The organism is Cecembia sp., assembly GCF_007126775.1.
Taxonomy (GTDB): Bacteria; Bacteroidota; Bacteroidia; order Cytophagales; family Cyclobacteriaceae; genus Cecembia.
On the sequence record NZ_SLAP01000208.1, the window covers coordinates 1 to 18779 of the forward strand.

An 18779-nucleotide genomic window follows, 5' to 3' on the forward strand; every position below is an offset into this window, starting at 1 on the left:
ACAGCTCATGATGCCATGCATGGGGTAGTGGCTACAAATAAAAAAGTCAACCATATCATAGGATGGATTGCTGCTATTTTGTTTTCATACAATTTTTACTGGAAGCTATTTCCTAAACACCATGAACACCATCGGTTCGTTGCTACAGACAGAGACCCTGATTACCATGCTTCAGGCAATTTCTTTTTATGGTATTTTAGTTTTATCAAACAATATCTAAGCATTTGGCAGTTTTTACTTATGGCAATTACGTTTAATGTTCTTAAGCTTTTTCTGCCAACAGAAAACCTAATCATTTTCTGGATGTTACCTGCTATTTTGTCCACACTACAATTGTTTTACTTCGGAACATATTTGCCACACAGAGGGGAATCTGACAACAAACACCATTCAAATAGTCAGGAAAAAAACCATCTTTGGGCATTTATCTCCTGTTATTTTTTCGGATACCATTACGAGCATCACGACTCTCCCAGCACACCTTGGTGGAGACTTTGGAAGGTAAAAGAAAAGCAAAATGCCTAATGCTTTAAATTATTTTTATTTTATTGATTTGAAATCAAACAATTCATTGAGGTATTGGATTAATAGTAAAAATTAATACTCAAATATGAAGTCTACGTTTACGCTTTTAATTAGTTTATTTGCGATTTTTTCAAGTTTTGCACAAGAAGGAGAAGTAAGGGGAAGGGTATTCAATAAAGTAAACAATGAGGGTATACCTTTTGCCAATGTTATCCTACTCGGTACAGATTACGGCACGGTAACGGATATAGATGGAAACTATTCAATATCCAACATCCCTCCAGGATTTTATAATGTTAGGGCGAGTTTTGTAGGATTTAGAACAAAAACCGAGTTTGATATTCAGATTACACTAGCAAGGGCTGTACGCTTGGATTTTAGTTTGATTGAGGAAGCTTCTGATCTTAGTGAAGTGACTGTTTCCGCTGATTTTTCCCGCTCTGACGAAACACCTATATCCGTGAGAAGACTCAATACAAATGAAATTGAAAGATATCCTGGGGGAAACAGAGATATTAGCCGGGTAATCCAATCCCTTCCTGGAGTTGCAAGTACCTCAAGTTTCAGAAATGATATCATTATCAGGGGGGGAGCTCCCAATGAAAACAAATTCTTTGTAGATGAAATTGAAGTTCCTGTTATCAACCATTTTGCGACTCAGGGTTCTTCTGGTGGCCCTGTGGGAATTCTTAATGTTAACCTCATCAGAAATGTGGATGTTATCACCGGTGGATTTCCGGCAGACCGCATGAACTCTCTTAGTTCATTTTTCGAATTCACTTTAAAAGAAGGACGAAAGGATAAAATGTTCACCCAAATGACGATAGGTGCCAGCGAATTTACATTATCCAATGAAGGGCCTTTGGGTGAGAAAACCACTTACCTCGTGTCTGCTAGACGTTCTTACCTCCAATTCCTTTTTAGGGCTTTAGGTCTTCCGTTTCTTCCAACATTCAATGATTTTACCATAAAAACTACAACCAAAATCAACTCCAAAACTGAGTTGACATTTCTGGCTGTCGGAGCTACAGGTAATTTTGCATTGAATTTTGACGAACCAAATAATGAAACAGAGTTGGAAAGAGAAAATAGGCTTTATCTATTGGAAAATCTTCCAATTACTTCTCAATGGAATTATACAACAGGGTTGAAACTCAAGCGCTTTAGAGAAAATGGTTTTTGGACTTTTGTCCTGAGCAGAAACATGCTCAATAACAGATCCTTTAAGTACTTTCAAAATGATGAAAGTGACCCTGCAAATCTTACATTTGATTATGTATCTCAGGAAAGTGAAAATAAATTCAGGGCAGAAAACTCCATATTCAAAAAAGGCTTCAATCTAAAATACGGTGTCAATTATGAATTTTCCCGTTTTTTCATCAACAGTTTTGACCGCTTCTCATTTGCCAATGAAGGTTTGATAATTGATGTCAACGATCAAACATTTTTCAACAGTTATGGCGCGTTTATCTCAGGGAGCAAAAATTTTAACAATGAAAGGCTTTTGATAAGCGGTGGTGTCAGGCTAGATGGAAGTGATTTTGGAAAAACCGCCAGCAATCCTTTGAACCAAATCAGCCCTAGACTTTCTGTTTCCTATCAGCTAAAACCACAGCTCTTCTGGACCACCAATGCAGGAATATATTACCAAAAACCCCCGTATACTTCTTTGGGGTTCAGAAATAATGAAGGGGAACTGGTCAACCAACTGAATGATATCAGATTTATCCAGTCTACCCATTTTGTCACAGGAATCGAAAAAGTAATTCCGGAAAAAAGCAGAAGATTCTCAATAGAAGGTTTTTATAAACTGTACAAAGATTACCCTTCTTCCTTATTGAATGGCATAGCTCTGGCCAACTTAGGTGCTGACTTTGGAGTCATCGGAAATGAACCTGTAATTTCCAATGCGGAGGGAAGGGCATATGGTTTGGAATTTCTTGCCCAGCAGAGGTTATACAATAACTTTTATGGAATAGCTGCTGTAACCTTGGTAAGAAGTGAATTTACAAATCCAAACACTGAGGGGTTTGTTCCTTCTGCTTGGGATAATGGCATCATCGTCAGTCTGACAGCAGGAAAAAGGTTTGGAAAAAATTGGGAGGCAGGTGCCAGATGGCGCTTTCTCGGAGGTCTGCCATATACACCCATTGATGTGGCCACATCATCCCTGATAGATGTATGGAATCTACGTGGTCAGGGCATATTGGATTTTAATCAAATCAACGCACTGCGATTGGGAGAATTTCACCAATTGGACATAAGAATAGATAAACGCTACTTTTTCAAAAAATGGAACTTCAATTGGTATATAGATATAGAAAATCTCTATAATTTTCAGGCTGATCAGCCACCGTTATTGTTCCCTGAAAGAGATGTACAGGGAGGATTAATTGTCAATCCAGATGATCCCTCTCGCTACCTCACACGATTGGTAAATAATCCAGCAGGAACCATTATTCCAACAATTGGGATCATTGTAGAATTTTAATTCTTTGCCCTGGCACTATCGCCAGGGTATTATTTTATTTTTACTTTTGCATTTGATGAGAAAGCCTTTTTTGTTTTTACTTCTATCTGCACTTTTTTTGTCCAAAACCCAAGGTCAAAGTTTTCAAGATACTTTAAAACATGAAAAACCAGGGCTGTTGGATAAAACCTTTGATCTTGGAGATCAGGTCATCGATTTGATTTCTGGAGAAAATTGGGCTTTTATCCCAATTGTGGTTTATTCACCTGAAACCAGACTTGGCCTAGGAGTTAGAGCCATTCGGGTATTCCAATTTCGTGATCAAGATAATCCTTTACTTAGGCCATCGAGTTTACCCATTACTTTCCTTTATACTTTAAATAGACAAGCTATTTTTACTTCTGAGGTTAATCTCTGGGCAAATGAGAATAAGGATTTTTTCAATGCCCGGTTAGAACTCTCCGACTTCCCATTTCGGTTTTATGGAATAGGAAACCAACCAATATTAGAGGAAGGGGAATCTTACAGCACAAGGTATGCATACTTCCATGGATTATTCCAAAAAAGATTGACAGAAGGGATTTATCTGGGAGGAAGATATGAGTTTAGGGTAGATGACATTTACGAAAAACAAGAAGGAGGGCTTTTGGATGTCGGGAATATTCCTGGATCAAATGGACAGCGTCTTTCAGGTCTGGGAATTGTAATGACCCACGATACCCGTGATCAAATTTTTCAGCCTACGAAAGGGTGGTTTAGTACAATTACCGCTATGGGGTTCCCAGCTTGGTTAGGCAGTAATTTTAATTTTTATCAATACACTTTTGATTTAAGAAAGTACACATTATTAGGAGATCAAAAAATATTGGCACTTCAATCCTGGTGGAGTTTTACTTCTGGAGATGCACCTTTTCAACACATTTCATTAATAGGTGGAAGCGAAAGGATGCGTGGATTTTTTGAAGGCAGGTATAGGGACAGACATGCATTGGTACAGCAAGCAGAGTTTCGATTACCCATTTATAGAAATCTTGGGATGGTGTTTTTTGGCCATGCCGGTCAGGTTTTTTCCAACTTTAACCGCGTTGAATTTTCCAAGATGCGGTATGGAGCTGGGATGGGCTTTCGGTATCGATTAAACAAAGAAGGGCTAAATATAAGATTAGATTTTGCTTTGGGTGATCAAAGCGCCTTTTATTTTGGCTTAAATGAGGCTTTTTAGTTAGGTTTTGTTTGAACTATTTATTTATATAGCGATATTTAGTTGTTAGTTTTATTAATAAATACCTGATGAAAAGAATTCTGATTTTTATAGCCTTTTTTTCTTTGTGGTCAAACAAAATTTTCTCCCAAAGCAACATTGAACTTTTGGAAACAGCCTTAGAAAATTATGCAGCTGTTTATCCTTGGGAAAAAGTTTACCTGCACACAGACAAACCCCATTATTTTCTTAATGATACCATCTGGTTCAAAGCATATGGAACATTAGAGGTAGATAGCGAAAAGATTTATCCGACCTTATCGGTCCCACTTTATGTGGACCTGATTGACAGCCGCTTTGACCGAAATATCGACCGTTCCATTGTCAGGATGGAAGATGGTAAAGGTACTGGAGACATAGTACTTCCCAGGGATTTAGAGCCTGGCATTTATACACTTAGGGCATATACCAATTGGATGCAAAATTTTGGTAACAAGGCTTTTTTTACCAAAGATATTTTTATCGGGGAAGTTGGTGATAGTTGGAACCTGCCAGATTTTGAACCACAATTCTTTATTGGATTCTATCCTGAAGGGGGAAATCTGGTAGCAGGTACTGAGAATCTGATCGGTTTCAAAGCGAGCGATGAATTTGGCAAGGGAGTAGATGTAAGCGGAGTAATTTTTAATAGTAAAGGAGAAGAAATACAGCAATTTGAATCCGATTACCTTGGAATGGGTAAAGTGAGATTTGTGCCTGAAAAAGGCGAAAATTATGAGGTATTGGTTACTCCCAAAAATAAAGCAGCCAAAAAGTTTGAACTGGGAAGGATTGTAGAGGAGGGTCATCTTTTACAAGTTGATGGATTAGGCGATGAAAAACATTTGGAAATCAGGGTTTATCAAAACACGTCCAATCCACCAAAAGAATTGCACCTGATCGCCATGCGAAAGGGAGGAGTAGCTTGGAAAGGCCAAATCAATCTTTCTGATAATGAAAGTACCCTCAGTATTCCAAAGAATTCTTTTCAAGCAGGATTGCATAAGTTCTCTCTCATGGATGAAGAAACAAGAATTCTTGCAGAACGATTGGTTTTTCTATTTCCAAAGCAGGCTGGAGAATCCTTTTTTCACACAGATAAGGATTCCTATCAGCCGAAAGAAAATGTCCAACTGGAAATTCTTGTTCAAGACGCTTCAGGTATGGGAATCGAGGGGGAATTCTCCGTCTCAGTATTGGATGGGGATCAGATATTTTATCCTGAAAGCACACAAAATATCTTCACTTATTTTCTTTTGGACTCAGAGGTATTTGGTGAAGTAGAAAAGCCTGCCTATTACTTTGATCCACATCAAGAAAATGCTGCAAAGCATCTTGATAATTTGCTATTGACTCAGGGTTGGAGAAGATTTAATTGGAGCGATTTAGCAAAACTTCAATCTTTACCCAATTTTAGTATAGAACCGGGATTGTCTGTCTCAGGAAAAGTGGAAACTGGTGGGAAAAGAGAAATTTCAGAACCCCAGGTATTAACCCTTATGGTCAGGCATCCTTTTGAAGACCCAGAGGTATATGATGGCGTAACAGATTCATTAGGTAATTTTAGTTTTACAGGCCTGGATTTCGAAGATTCGGTCACAGTTTTTGTCCAGACGCTTGAGGTGAAAGAAAAGAAAAAACGGTCTAGGGAAGTCAAAGAAAATGAAATCAATATTATACCTCCAAGAATCCCATTTATCGGTGAAAGGAAGTATACAAGCTTTTCTCCCAACTCAGCATTTCGTGATGAAAATGAATATTTGATCACTGTCAGGGAAACCAAAAACCTGATGGACCAATTCAAAACCAATCGGGAAGTTGAATTGGGAGAAGTCACAATCGTCGGCAGACGGTCACAAATGATTCCTGACAATAGAACTCTACAGTATCAGGATAAGCCGGATGCAAAACTTGAATTGACTGAAGAATTTTATTATTTCTCCAATGTTTTTCAGCTGCTGAGAGGAAGGTTTGCTGGTGTCGATGTAAGAGGAGACGTAATCAGTCTAAATCCTTTTCCTGTCGTGCTGATTAGAGGTGGAAGGATTACCGGTGATGGTGGGCTTGCAGGTGCTACCTTTCTTTTGAATGGTGCTCCAGTGCAGCCTGAAACACTTGCAGCCTTACCTGTGCCTGAAATTGAGCGAATAGATATTCTGCGGGGTTTAAGTAAAGGCGCTGTCTTTGGCAGTTTTGGGGGAGGTGGTATCATACATATCCTGACCAAATCAGGGAATCCTAATCGGGATTTTGCAGATATAGATACCAAAGGAAATGCCGTGGCAGAGGTTTTGGGTTATTCACCAGTGAGGGAATTTTACGAACCTCCCGTGGTACCCGATATCAATGTTCCTTTTGCAGTAGATTATCGGTCTACTATCTATTGGAACCCTAAGGTATTAACAAACCAAGAAGGAAAAACCAAGATCAACTTTAGATTGACTGAAGGCAGTCCTGTGGTCAGGGTAATTTTGGAGGGACTTTCCAATGAAGGAGACCCGATATTTGGTACCTATACTTTTCATGTAGGAAATAGAGAAAGGAATCAGGTTCAGGATTAGTAGTATTTGGGAAATGGAATTTATTAAAATGAATTCTTACTTTTATTTTGACTGCTAAAAAAGATAGGTAAATGGTAATGAGAAGAGGAAGCTTATAAAAAGAAAGGTATATTTTCCGGTACTGGGTTTGGATAATTGATTGAATAGTGAAGAAAAAAATCTTTTGTTATTAGGAAACAATCTCGCAGGGTTAAGCCCTTGATTAAAGAAATTTTTGGTAAATTCTCTTTTGAATGAACTTACTGGATATCCATACACATTCCCAAGGCAACCCAACAGGGATATTTAATGGTATCCCCAAAAAAAGAGAGAACATACAACCATTTTCTATTGGTTTACATCCTTGGTATCTTAAAGGGGATTGGGAACAGGAAGTCTTCCGACTTGAGCAATACCTTAACAATCCAAACCTTTTTGCAGTTGGTGAATGTGGTTTTGATTTGGTCAAAGGACCTCCTCCTGACTTACAAATGGCGGCATTTAAGGCCCAGGCGGATTTGGCAAAAAAATACGATTTACCGCTTATTTTGCATTGTGTCAAAGGGCTTCATTTGCTTCAAAAGTATCTAAAAACAAACGTTTACCCCCCTTTTATCATTTGGCATGGCTTCAATCTAAAGTCTGCCGTTGTAGAAAATTTGCATAATTTCCCAGTATATTTTTCATTTGGAGAAGCCTTATTTCAAAACAATGCAAATGCCAAAAAATGCTTAAAGGAATGTCCATTAGACAGGGTTTTTTTTGAGACTGATATTTCAGAAAAAAATATTTCCGCTATTTATGAACAGGCTTCACTAATTTTGGGCATTCCTGTCTACACTTTGGACAGACAGGTCAGAGAAAATTGGATGCATATCTCAAAAAGAATATTCAAATGAATGATTTTACCTGGCTTTCACGTACAGAACTTTTAATAGGGCGTGAAGGATTGGAAAAGTTGGCCAAAAAGCATGTCCTGATTGTAGGCCTTGGTGGTGTCGGATCGTTTGCCGCCGAATTTATTTGCAGAAGCGGTATAGGGGAAATGACCATCATTGATGGAGATGTGGTGGATATTAGCAATTGCAACAGGCAACTACCGGCAACCCAAAAAAATGTGGGACAATCAAAAGCGGAATGGATGGAGGAGCGCTTACTTAGCATCAACCCTCAACTCAAAATACACGTGATAGGTAAATTTCTTGCGCCTGAGCCTATGACAAAGCTTCTTAATGAGAATGAATTTGATTATGTAGTGGACTGCATTGACAGTTTAACACCAAAACTACATCTAATTGCAGGAGCCCAGCAAAGAGGGTTTCCATTGGTAAGTTCTATGGGAGCAGGAGGAAAAATGGATCCTACCCAAATCAGGATTGCCGATATATCGGAAACCCATAACTGCAAGCTTGCCAGGATGCTTCGGAAAAGATTGAAAAGATTAGATATAAAAAGAGGTTTTAAGGTCGTTTTTTCAACTGAACTTTACATCAAAGAGAGTTTAATGATGACCGACGGAAAAAATTATAAAAAATCCGCCTATGGTACCATGTCTTTTTTACCTGCAGCCTTTGGTTGCAGTTGTGCATCTGTGGTCATCAATGATCTTTTGGTGTCAGGCTAAAAAATTCTCACCCATCAGGCAAGCCTATTTTTAACAAAACAGAATCTTTTAAGTATGGAAATGATATAGGAATACCAATGTCCCAGTAAAAGCAGGTTTTCTTTGGTCTTTGATTTCCAATTTGACATCTACTTCGGCCTTGATGGTTCCTCTAAGGTTAACCACATTTTTCAGGCCAGCATTAAGCCTAACTTCATTATCGACCAGCACCGCTTGGGCAAAGCGTAGATTTTCTATTCCATAATTGACCATCATCTTTAGATTCTGCACCTGAACAATCTGCTCCCAAAGATAAGGTACCAATGAAAGTGTAAGATAACCATGGGCAATGGTATTCCCGAAAGTACCTTCCAATTTGGCGCGCTCAGGGTCAGTATGAATCCATTGATGGTCGAGCGTTGCTTCCGCGAATTTATTGATCTGTTCCTGTGTAATCCGGTGATATTCAGATAATCCTAGGTCGTTTCCAATAAATTTTTCGAAATCTTCAAAACTTCCAATTGTGATATGAGCCATAGACTGATTATTTTTGAAAATAAAGTTAACAAAAATCCCAAAAATAAGGGTGCTAAATAATTCTAAGAGATTAAGGAAAGCATCTATCAATTCTTCTTCACTAGTTTTTTGTTAAGCAATCCACATTTCCTCTTTCAAAAAGAAAGTTTAAACCAACACCAGTCTAACTGTCTCAAATACTGGACAATAGGAAGAAAAATATCCATTCCTTTTTTCTGAAAAAAAATTTTATGTTTCTATTTTTTTATTCAACTATATTCCTAAATTTACTGCCTATGCTTTGAAATATGAATAAAAAATTTTTCGCCAAAACCATGTTTTTGGCACTTACAGGCTTCTTTTTTTCCTTGCATCTTAAGGCAACAGTTCCGTATTTTTCAATTTTGTCGCACCATACAGAAATAATCCTCCAAGATGACTACACGGTAACCTATAAGGTTAAAAAATCAACTTTAATTCTTGATAAAAAAGGCTTGGGGCATGGAAATATACTTATACCTTACAGCGAGATCCACCGTATTATGGCTTTTGAAGGAAGGCTAATTGATCCTTCAAAAGGGCGAGTAGTAAAGAAAATTTCTGCAAAAGAGCTCTCGGATTATAACAATATTTCAAAGGATGCACTATTCGACGACCAAAGGGTGAAATTCTATGGTATGGGAGAAGAAAAACTTCCTATGATTGTTGAGGTGGAATATGAAGTGAAGCAGTCAGGTAATTTTTATTTTAACTCATGGTATCCTCTATGGTATTACAACCAAAAAGTGGAAGAAGCCACTCTAGAGATAAGATATCCCCAGGCCCTTGGATTAAGGTATCGCAAATATCATTTTGACCTAGCACCTGATTCCAGTCAATTTGGAGATGAGATTTCTTTATCCTGGAAAATGAAAGGATTAAATCCTTTAGCCAAAGAACAGGAAAATCAAGCCATGTACCTGAAAATTCTACCTAAAAAATTTTCTTTAGAGGGATTTGAGGCTGATATGAGTGATTGGAAAAACTTTGGATTATGGTTTGCCAAGCTAATGGTGGGAAAAGGAGAGGTTACAGCCTCATTAAAGGAAGATATCCACAGGCAAGTCCGTGGATTAGAAAGGGATACTCAAAAAATTGAAGCCCTATACCGCTATTTACAAGAAAACTATCGCTATGTGTACATAGGCTTGGGAATTGACGGCTGGATGCCTCAAAATGCAGCACAGGTTCATCAACTCAAATATGGTGAATGTAAGGGACTGACCAACCTGATGAGGTCTATGTTAAAGGAAGTAGGTATAGACTCACAATATACTTTGGTAAATGCTGGGGTGAATGAAGAGGACATAGATATTGAATGGTCTTCCAATCAATTCAATCATGCGATTTTAAGGGTTCCATTGGAAGACCAAACCATCTGGCTGGAATGCACTTCAAAAACCAATCCGGTAGGATTTTTAGGTGAATTTACAAAAAACCGCCACGTTTTAGTAATTACTGAAGATGGAGGAATAATTGACAAAACACCTGATTACCAAGAACCAGCTTTTAATACATTTTTGACAAAAAATGTTATTGAGTTAAAAGAAGATGGAAATGCCCATATCGAAGGGGAATATATTTTTAAAGGGAATCCTTCCAATAATTTTTTAGGCCTTAGAACCACAATGAATGGTAAAGATCAAAAATCTTTTCTCAACCGAAATTTAGGGGGAAGTGGTTTACTGATTTTCGATTTTTACTTAGAACATCATGTCGAGAATTTTGTACCAACAGCTAAAATCAATTTTACTGGTGATCTTCAGAAGTTTGCCCAAAATACTTCAAAAAGGGTCTTAATCCCGCTTAATTGGAAAAAAATCAGCAAGGAAGACTTAATGAATGGGAAACTTTATGTTCATGATATTTATGAAATCCATGTTTCAGACAAGCTTGAACCAGAAAATAAACTGCCTCAAATTACAGATTTGAATGAGGAATACTCTCTAAAAATTAACACCTCTTGGAAAGAAGGTGTGATACGGGTAGAGAAACACCTGGAAACACACTTTACATGTTCTGAAACAGGAAATGACCTTACAGCTCTTTGGCAAAAAGTCAATGTTGCATCCATCCCATCTATTGTGTTTAAAAAAATAGAATAAATATGTGTAGAAGCCTGATTTTCACAATCTTTTTGATTGGACTTGTCAACCTTCATATAGAGGCACAAGAACTTATTTATGGTAGGTATACTACTAAAGAAATAGAATTTGAAGCGGTTGATTTTGAGCCAGAAGCTGATGCAGTGGTCTTGGGTGAAATAAGCACCAATAAAATTGTTATTCCAGAGTTGGAATCAAATGTTTTAAGAAGGATTAAAATCTTAAAGCCAAGCGGTATTCAACATGGTACTGTAACCATCCCCTTTTATTCAGGCTCCAATAGCTATGTTAGGATGACAAAAGTCAAGGCACAGGTTACCAATATTGTAGATGGGACGCCTAAGACATTAACTTTAAAGGAAGGTGATTTTTTTACTGTGGATTTAGGAAATGGCTGGAAAGAAATTCGTTTTACGCTTCCTGATGTACAAGTTGGGTCTATCATAGATTATCAATATTCCAAAATAGATAAAAGATTGACCATTTTGGAAGGTTGGGTCTTCCAGAACCAAATCCCTACACTCGTGTCGATTTACAGTATTGACATTCCTTCAGAGCTGAATTACAGGGTCTTGAGTCAAGGTGAGCAAACGCTAAAGCACAAGTTTGATTGGAAGAAAGATGGAACCTACAAATGGATACTCAAGGATTTAAGGTCATTTAAAGAAGAACCTTACATGTCCAGTCCAAGTGACTATTATGAAAAAATTGAGTTCCAACTGGCCGGATATGGATTTAGAGGCAGCAACAGTGTTTTCGCAGATTGGCCGGAGCTCGCCAAACACATCGTCAATATCGAGAGTTTTAGAAGTTATATTAAACCGAATAAAACCTATACCCAAAAACTTCAGGAACTGAACGTAGTTGGTGACAATCAACTTCAAATGGCCAAAGCCATTTACGATTATATGCTTGAAAATTATGAATTTGACGGGTATGTAGGCATATTGCCCACAGACCATATCAAACAATTGCTTGAGACCAAGAAAAATTCCAGACCAGAGCTTAATCTTTTACTACTGGCTTATCTGAATCAACACGGAATAGAAGCTGACCCTGTCCTGATTAGCAGCAAGGGAAATGGCCGGTCAAATATCATCGACAGTCCCTTTGCAGACCAATTCAACCAATTGATTTTAACAGTCATGGCTGACGGAAAGTCCTATTTTGTAGATGTTACAAATAAAGAAGTCCCTTTTGGTTATTTGCCCGTGGACTTTCATGTAGAAAAAGGATTTCTAATTAAGGACAAGGAAAGCAGGCTGATTCCAATTCAAGTCAATCACCGATCCGGTATTCAGCAATCTGTCAATTTTAAGCTGGAAGGTGGAAATGATTGGGTATCTGATGCAACCATCCGGTTTTTAGACTATGATGGAATCAGGATGGATAGACTCAAAGAAAAAAATGGGGAAGAATACTTCCAAAAAGAGACCATGGGTTTCAATATGGATCAAACCCAAGGCTTTTCCTTTAGCTCTAGAAATGACCCACGCAAAGTAGTGGATATGAAATGGCAAAAAACCTTTTCAACAAACGGAGAGGAGCTGCTTTTCATAGAACCATTTTTGTATTCAAGGTTTTCAGAAAACCCATTTCAAGCTGATAGCAGGACTTTTCCAATTGACTTCTACCATGGATTCCTGGACAATTTCAACACCAGTATTGATATTCCAGATGGGTATGAATTGGACGATTTTCCTGAAGATGTTTCGGTTGCCTTGACCAACGGAACATTTTCATTCAATTATAAAGTGACAGCCATGGAGAATACGGTAAAAATAAATTCCACAATTGACTTAAAGCAGCATGTTCTGCCTGCAATTCTGTATCAGGATCTTAAGTATTTTATGGAAATTGTCACCAGTAAGTTAAAGGAACCGGTAGTTTTGAGAAAAACTACTTTGCCATAATCGGCATTTTTCTAAAGTTTCAATATCCGTTTAATTCCGTTTTCTTTGTATTATAATTCTCCAAAAAATGGATAAAGAGAAAGGTATACCCAAGTACATCCATGGCTATGAAGCCATAGAACAAGAGCGCCTTAAAGAACAAGCCAAGGTCATAGAACGCCCAATTTATGACTTCATTGACTTTTCTCATGTAAATGAATTGCTGGAAATTGGTAGTGGGGTAGGCGCTCAGACTGAGGTACTATTGCGAAGATTTCCACATCTTTCCATTACCGGAGTGGAATATGAGTCCCGACAGATCAAGAAGGCTAAAGAAAATATGGATTTCCTCGGCCATGGCTCTGAAAAAGTTCGCTTTATCCAACAGGATGCAACAGATCTACAACTAGATGGCACCTTTGACGGTGTTTTTATATGTTGGGTCTTAGAGCACATTCCTGATCCTGTGAGGGTTTTAAAAAGCATGAAGCCTTTCCTGAAGAATAATGCAGTTGTTTCCATTACAGAAGTCTTCAACAGCACCTTTTACATCTATCCTTACTTGTCTGAAGTAATGGAATATTGGCATATTTATAATAATTACCAAGTTGCCATCGGTGGTGATCCTCAAGTTGGAGCAAGACTGGGAAGCTTATTGGAGGAGTCAGGTTACAAGAACATTGACTTAAGGAGCGGAGGCTTTCACTTGGACAAAAGAACAAGAGCGGAGAAAAAAAAAGTATTTTCTTATTGGAAAAACCTGATAAGCTCAGGGGCCTCTCAGCTTCTTGAAAGTGGCTTGGTTACCAGAGAACAGGTGATCGCCATGCAGGCCGGTATGGACAGGTTAATGGATATGCCTGATTCTGTTTTCTATTACAGGTTCATCCAAGCCACTGCTTTTGCTTAAGGGAATGAAAATCATCAAAGGAATTTTCAGGATATTAATTAAAATCATTTTATGGTTTTTCATTCTGAGTATTGGCTTTACTGTGCTTTACCGATTTGTTCCTGTTCCCATTACCCCTTTAATGGTCATTAGACTTTACGAGCAAGCAAAGGACGAGAAGAAAGTGCTTCGCCTGTACAAGGACTGGGTATCCATGCAAAAAATTTCGAAACACGTTCCTCAAGCGGTGGTGGCTGCAGAAGACCAGAAGTTTTTGACCCATAAAGGTTTTGACTGGGAAGCCATGGAAAAAGCCTGGGAGCAAAATAAGAAAGGAAAAAGAATTAAAGGTGCCTCTACCATATCCCAACAAACCGCTAAAAATGTCTTTTTATGGCCAGGAAGAACCTTAGTCCGAAAAGGATTAGAAGCATATTTCACCTTTTTGATAGAATTCATTTGGCCAAAAGCGCGCATCATGGAGGTTTACCTTAATGTGATTGAAATGGGGGAAGGAATTTATGGCATAGAGGCCGCAGCCCAACACTATTTCAAAAAACCTGCTGAAAAACTGACCCGCAATGAAGCAGCATTGATTGCTGCCGTTTTACCCAATCCAAGGCGATGGAATCCATCCAGACCCACCCCTTACATTCAAGGAAGGCAGGTTTGGATACTTAGACAAATGAATAACCTCCAGCCGGTGGGGATGGGGCTGTAGTTTCTATTGAGCTAAGTGCAAATTTCCACAGTTTACTTTTTTGAAATAGTATCGACTCTAAGGCTAGCTTACAACTTATTCAACGATGCTCTCCGGAATTTTTAAGATTTAGTTCGAAAATATAGAAAAAACTTTAATCTATACTTAACCTGAATCAGTCGCATCAATTCCTCAAATCAGACTCAAAACTTCATCGATATGCTCCCGGGTATTGGATAATCTAGGGACTTTATTCTGTCCACCCAATTTACCTTTTTGTCTGAGCCATTTCTCAAACAGACCCTCTTCTGAAAAATGCACTTTGGGCTGGCTCAAAGCCAAATCCTTATACCTTTTGGCATCATAATCAGAATTGATTTCCCTCAATTTCTGATCCAGTACAGCCGTGAATTTTTCCTTATCATCGGGGAATTTTTTGAATTCGATCACCCACTCGTGTGCTCCTTTGCTGGAAGAATCTCCAAAATAGACAGGAGCTGCGGTAAAGTTGGTGATAGTGGCACCTGTAGCCTCTGAAGCAGCTTGGACGGCCCTTTCCGCATTTTCTACGATCACCTCTTCCCCAAATGCATTGATAAAATGCTTTGTTCTGCCGGAAATTTTAAAGCGGTAAGGTTTTATACTGGTAAACTTGACCGTATCTCCGATTTTGTACCTCCATAAACCTGCATTGGTTGAAATAATAATTGCATAGTTTTTACCTATTTCAACTTCAGAAAGTGGAATTACTTTTGGGTTTTGTTTTTCCCAATCTTCCATGGGAATAAATTCATAGAATATACCGTAATCAAGCATCAAAAGCATTTCTTCCGAATTTTTTTGATCCTGAATTCCAAAAAATCCTTCTGAGGCATTGTATGTTTCCATATATCGCATCTTATCTGATGGAATGAGTTCATGAAACAAACTCCTATAAGGTCCAAATGCCACCGCTCCGTGGAAAAACACCTCCAGATTGGGCCAAACCTCCAAAATATTATCCGCATTTTTCAATTCCAAAATCCGTTGCAGTAATACGATGGTCCAAGTGGGTACGCCTGAAATACTGACCACATTTTCATTCATAACTTCCCAGGCCATTTTTTCAATTTTACTTTCCCATTCTTGCATCAAGGCAATTTCTAAACTTGGTGTGCGGGCAAACTGTACCCACAGCGGCAAATTTTGCATGATTACGGCTGATATATCTCCTACTTGGATTTCACTTTGGGAATCAATAGGGTTCTTGCTGAGACTACCTCCTATACTGAGACTTTTTCCTGAAAAGAGACGGCTATCAGGATAGTTATTGACATAAAGGGTGATCATGTCCTTCCCCCCCTTAAAATGACAATTCTCTAAGGCTTCTTCTGAAACGGGTATGTATTTACTCCTACTGGAAGTGGTACCTGATGACTTAGAAAACCAAAGGATTTCAGAAGGCCAAAGCAGATTCCTTTCCCCTTTCATTATCCTCTCAAAATACGGTTGCAATTCTTCATATCCTTGAATAGGTACCTTGCTGGCAAAGTCTTCGTATCGCCTAATACTCTGGAAACCATACTGCTTCCCAAAGGTTGTTCTTCTGGCTGATTGAATCAAATCTTCAAAAGTATCCTCTTGGACCTCAACCGGGTTTTTTTTGAAATTTTCTATCTGACCTATCCGGTTTTTAAAAATCCAGGTCATAAAAGAATTGACTGCCTCCATTAGTTAAATACTTTTCTTTTGAGTTCAAAATGCTGGCCAAGATACACTCTTCTTACTTGTTCATCTGCTGCCAATTCCTCGGCTGTTCCTGCTTTGAGTAATCTTCCTTCAAACATTAGGTAAGCCCTGTCAGTAATGGATAAAGTTTCATTGACATTGTGATCGGTAATCAATATACCAATATTTTTGGTTTTCAATTTCGCTACTATAGTCTGTATCTCTTCTACTGCAATTGGATCTACTCCTGCAAAGGGTTCATCCAAAAGCACGAATTTTGGATCCACCGCCAAAGCCCTGGCTATTTCGGTCCTTCTTCTTTCACCTCCTGACAATACCATCCCCAAATTTTTTCTTACATGGGTCAAGCTAAATTCCTCAAGAAGACTCTCCATTTTTTCCTTCATCGCTGCTTTGCTCATTTTGGTCATCTCCAAGACTGCCATGATATTTTCCTCCACTGAGAGTTTTCTGAAAACAGAAGCTTCCTGAGCAAGATAGCCTATACCCAATTTTGCCCGCTTATACATCGGTAAATCCGTAATATCCTGCTCATCCAAAAAAATTTTCCCTTCATTGGGCCTGATCAAGCCTACAATCATATAAAAAGAGGTGGTTTTACCCGCTCCATTTGGACCTAACAAACCCACTATCTCTCCTTGCTCCACATCCACAGAGATATCGTTGACCACCTTTCTGCCTTTGTAAATTTTTATTAAACTTTCTGCCCTAAGCTTCATATCAGTCAAATTTAATATCCTTCACGTATAACTGAAGGCTACTGTTATTTCTAAAAGTATTCTCTCTGATCTCAAATGCCAAATCAAATCGCATTTTTCGCATCAGCATTTTATAAATAATCTCATCAGGATAAGTGATTTTATCTGCCATACCAAAAGCAATACACACAGGCTTGGTCTCCTGACCATCCTGCACCACATTAAATCTAAGGTGTCTGTCTTTAAGGATACGGACATTTTCAGCATATACCTGGCTTAGTTTGAATATGGGTTCCGGATTTCCTGGACCAAAAGGTGCCATTTGCTTCAAAATCTTATAAAATTTATAATTGATCTGATCCAGTAATATTTCATCATCAATTTCTAAAACGGGCTTCAAATGGATCTCGCTGATCCTCGAACTGACCACTTCTTCAAATTTGGCCTGAAATGCAGGAACATTGTCTACAGCGAGGGTTAGACCTGCCGCATATTTATGTCCTCCAAACTGTTCCAACAAATCACTACATTCTGAAATGGCTTCATAAATGTCAAAGTCAAATACCGACCTCGCACTACCTGTTGCCTTGTTATTGGACTCAGTAAGAATAATCGTGGGTCTGTAATACCTCTCAATACACCTAGAGGCAACAATACCAATCACTCCTTTATGCCAATCTTCCTTGAAAAGAACAGTAGTCTTCATCTGTTGAACCGCTTCCATACTTTGGATCATAGAAAGTGCCTCTTTGGTAATGTTTTCATCAAAATTTTTCCTCGCAGCATTCACGGTATCTACCGATTCTGCCCTGGATAAAGCATCTTCCAAATCTTGGGAGATCAACAGTTCTACTGAAGCTTTAGCATGTTCCAAACGCCCGGAAGCATTAATTCTAGGACCTATTTTAAATACAATATCTGATATTTCAATCTCTTTCTCAATTTTACTGCGTAAGATCAATGCCTTTATGCCAGGTCTTGGATTATTATTGATCCTTTCAATTCCATAAAAGGTTAAAATCCTGTTTTCTCCTGTAATCGGGACAATATCCGCTGCTATGCTGATGGCCAAGAGATCCAAGAAAGCCATTACTTTTCCATTGGCTTCTCCCCTAAGGGAAGAAAATGCCTGAATAAGCTTAAATCCCACTCCACAACCACTCAGCTCCTTATAAGGATAAGTGCAATCTCCCCTTTTGGGGTCCAGAATGGCTGCGGCAGGCGGAAGGGATTCTCCAGGTGTATGGTGATCGCAAATGATAAAATCTACTCCCAAATCCTTTGCCAAACCTACTTTTGAAATGGCTTTGATTCCACAATCAAGAGAAATTATCAATTTGAAGTTGTTTTCTGCAGCAAACCTCACCCCTTTTTCGGAAATCCCATACCCTTCCTTATACCGGTCAGGAATATAAAAGTCCACATGCTGATAGAATTGGCGCAGATAACCATACATCATGGCTACTGAAGTAGTTCCATCTACGTCATAGTCTCCGTAAACCAGTATTTTTTCTTCATTTTCAATGGCTTTGGCCAACCTACTCACTGCTTTGTCCATGTCCTTCATCAACATGGGATCATGCAACTTATCCAGATCCGGTCTGAAATAATCTTTGGCTTTCTGAAAAGTGTCAATCCCTCTTTTCACCAGCATATTGGCCAAAGTAGGATTTACGTTAATTTCTTTGCTCAGAGATGCTACAATGACAGGCTCAGCTTTTTCCCTGATCATCCATTTGTACTCCATAAAGCTAAATTACTAAAGTAAGCGGCTATTTGGGATAGATCAAGCCCATTTATTTTTGAAAGGTGGTAATTTTGGAAGGCTTAATAA

General features: G+C 38.5%; 14 protein-coding genes. 10 read left to right on the forward strand and 4 right to left on the reverse strand.

Annotated elements, in window-relative coordinates; genetic code table 11:
* The 6 genes from QZT73_RS13860 to QZT73_RS13885 form a co-directional block, all read left to right on the forward strand.
* Window positions 1-525 (forward strand): fatty acid desaturase (locus QZT73_RS13860; RefSeq protein ID WP_291788741.1); only part of this gene is annotated, 525 nt, incomplete at its 5' end.
* A gap of 85 nt (window positions 526-610) precedes the next feature.
* Entirely contained in the window at window positions 611-3016 is a 2406-nt protein-coding gene (locus QZT73_RS13865) for a TonB-dependent receptor (protein WP_291788744.1), read from the forward strand.
* Window positions 3017-3071: 55 nt separating this feature from the next.
* Window positions 3072-4217: a BamA/TamA family outer membrane protein gene (locus QZT73_RS13870; RefSeq protein WP_291788747.1), complete on the forward strand. Its 1146-nt coding sequence runs from the start codon at window positions 3072-3074 to the stop codon at window positions 4215-4217.
* A gap of 68 nt (window positions 4218-4285) precedes the next feature.
* On the forward strand, window positions 4286-6796 hold the full coding sequence (locus QZT73_RS13875) for a Plug domain-containing protein (RefSeq protein ID WP_291788750.1): 2511 nt from the start codon (window positions 4286-4288) through the stop codon (window positions 6794-6796).
* Between the two features lie 233 nt (window positions 6797-7029).
* The gene (locus QZT73_RS13880; protein WP_291788753.1) at window positions 7030-7674 is read left to right on the forward strand and encodes a TatD family hydrolase; all 645 of its coding nucleotides are present in this window, start codon (window positions 7030-7032) and stop codon (window positions 7672-7674) included.
* On the forward strand, window positions 7671-8399 hold the full coding sequence (locus QZT73_RS13885) for a tRNA threonylcarbamoyladenosine dehydratase (protein WP_291781156.1): 729 nt from the start codon (window positions 7671-7673) through the stop codon (window positions 8397-8399). Before QZT73_RS13880 ends, QZT73_RS13885 begins: the two co-directional genes overlap by 4 nt.
* Before the next feature lie 48 nt (window positions 8400-8447).
* Here the strand turns inward: QZT73_RS13885 and QZT73_RS13890 are convergent, their stop codons facing one another.
* Complete coding sequence (locus tag QZT73_RS13890; protein WP_291781153.1) at window positions 8448-8915, reverse strand: MaoC family dehydratase; 468 nt, start codon at window positions 8913-8915, stop codon at window positions 8448-8450.
* 287 nt (window positions 8916-9202) lie between these two features.
* Between QZT73_RS13890 and QZT73_RS13895 the strand changes: the two genes are divergently transcribed.
* From QZT73_RS13895 to mtgA, 4 genes are all read left to right on the forward strand, one after another.
* Window positions 9203-11038 carry a DUF3857 and transglutaminase domain-containing protein gene (locus QZT73_RS13895; RefSeq protein WP_291788755.1) on the forward strand — a complete coding sequence of 612 codons (1836 nt, stop codon included), beginning with the start codon at window positions 9203-9205 and terminating at the stop codon, window positions 11036-11038.
* A 2-nt stretch (window positions 11039-11040) separates the two neighbouring features.
* A complete protein-coding gene (locus QZT73_RS13900; protein ID WP_291788758.1) occupies window positions 11041-12951 on the forward strand; it encodes a DUF3857 domain-containing protein in 1911 nt (636 codons plus the stop codon).
* A gap of 67 nt (window positions 12952-13018) precedes the next feature.
* Window positions 13019-13840, forward strand: coding sequence for a class I SAM-dependent methyltransferase (locus QZT73_RS13905; protein ID WP_291781145.1), 822 nt, complete (start codon window positions 13019-13021; stop codon window positions 13838-13840).
* Window positions 13841-13844: 4 nt separating this feature from the next.
* Window positions 13845-14540 (forward strand): monofunctional biosynthetic peptidoglycan transglycosylase, encoded by a 696-nt coding sequence (mtgA, locus tag QZT73_RS13910; protein ID WP_291781142.1) that lies wholly within the window; start codon window positions 13845-13847, stop codon window positions 14538-14540.
* Between the two features lie 171 nt (window positions 14541-14711).
* Here mtgA and QZT73_RS13915 read toward each other — a convergent pair whose 3' ends face one another.
* From QZT73_RS13915 to recJ, 3 genes are read right to left on the reverse strand one after another with little or no spacing between them, the layout of a single operon-like run.
* Window positions 14712-16229, reverse strand: a complete 1518-nt coding sequence (locus QZT73_RS13915; protein WP_291788761.1) for a GH3 auxin-responsive promoter family protein — start codon at window positions 16227-16229, stop codon at window positions 14712-14714.
* Entirely contained in the window at window positions 16229-16966 is a 738-nt protein-coding gene (gene lptB / locus QZT73_RS13920; protein ID WP_291783668.1) for an LPS export ABC transporter ATP-binding protein, read from the reverse strand. Before lptB ends, QZT73_RS13915 begins: the two co-directional genes overlap by 1 nt.
* Before the next feature lies 1 nt (window position 16967).
* Complete coding sequence (gene recJ, locus QZT73_RS13925; protein WP_291783665.1) at window positions 16968-18692, reverse strand: single-stranded-DNA-specific exonuclease RecJ; 1725 nt, start codon at window positions 18690-18692, stop codon at window positions 16968-16970.
* Window positions 18693-18779: the final 87 nt, after the last annotated feature.

Excerpts from the sequence above, each read along its gene's own strand:
- QZT73_RS13905 (WP_291781145.1), top strand. The coding sequence starts at position 13,019 with ATGGATAAAGAGAAAGGTATACCCAAGTACATCCATGGCTATGAAGCC.
- QZT73_RS13915 (WP_291788761.1), bottom strand. The coding sequence starts at position 16,229 with ATGGAGGCAGTCAATTCTTTTATGACCTGGATTTTTAAAAACCGGATA.
- lptB (WP_291783668.1), bottom strand. The coding sequence starts at position 16,966 with ATGAAGCTTAGGGCAGAAAGTTTAATAAAAATTTACAAAGGCAGAAAG.
- QZT73_RS13895 (WP_291788755.1), top strand. The coding sequence starts at position 9,203 with ATGAATAAAAAATTTTTCGCCAAAACCATGTTTTTGGCACTTACAGGC.
- QZT73_RS13870 (WP_291788747.1), top strand. The coding sequence starts at position 3,072 with ATGAGAAAGCCTTTTTTGTTTTTACTTCTATCTGCACTTTTTTTGTCC.
- QZT73_RS13900 (WP_291788758.1), top strand. The coding sequence starts at position 11,041 with ATGTGTAGAAGCCTGATTTTCACAATCTTTTTGATTGGACTTGTCAAC.
- QZT73_RS13865 (WP_291788744.1), top strand. The coding sequence starts at position 611 with ATGAAGTCTACGTTTACGCTTTTAATTAGTTTATTTGCGATTTTTTCA.
- recJ (WP_291783665.1), bottom strand. The coding sequence starts at position 18,692 with ATGGAGTACAAATGGATGATCAGGGAAAAAGCTGAGCCTGTCATTGTA.
- mtgA (WP_291781142.1), top strand. The coding sequence starts at position 13,845 with ATGAAAATCATCAAAGGAATTTTCAGGATATTAATTAAAATCATTTTA.
- QZT73_RS13875 (WP_291788750.1), top strand. The coding sequence starts at position 4,286 with ATGAAAAGAATTCTGATTTTTATAGCCTTTTTTTCTTTGTGGTCAAAC.
- QZT73_RS13880 (WP_291788753.1), top strand. The coding sequence starts at position 7,030 with ATGAACTTACTGGATATCCATACACATTCCCAAGGCAACCCAACAGGG.
- QZT73_RS13890 (WP_291781153.1), bottom strand. The coding sequence starts at position 8,915 with ATGGCTCATATCACAATTGGAAGTTTTGAAGATTTCGAAAAATTTATT.
- QZT73_RS13885 (WP_291781156.1), top strand. The coding sequence starts at position 7,671 with ATGAATGATTTTACCTGGCTTTCACGTACAGAACTTTTAATAGGGCGT.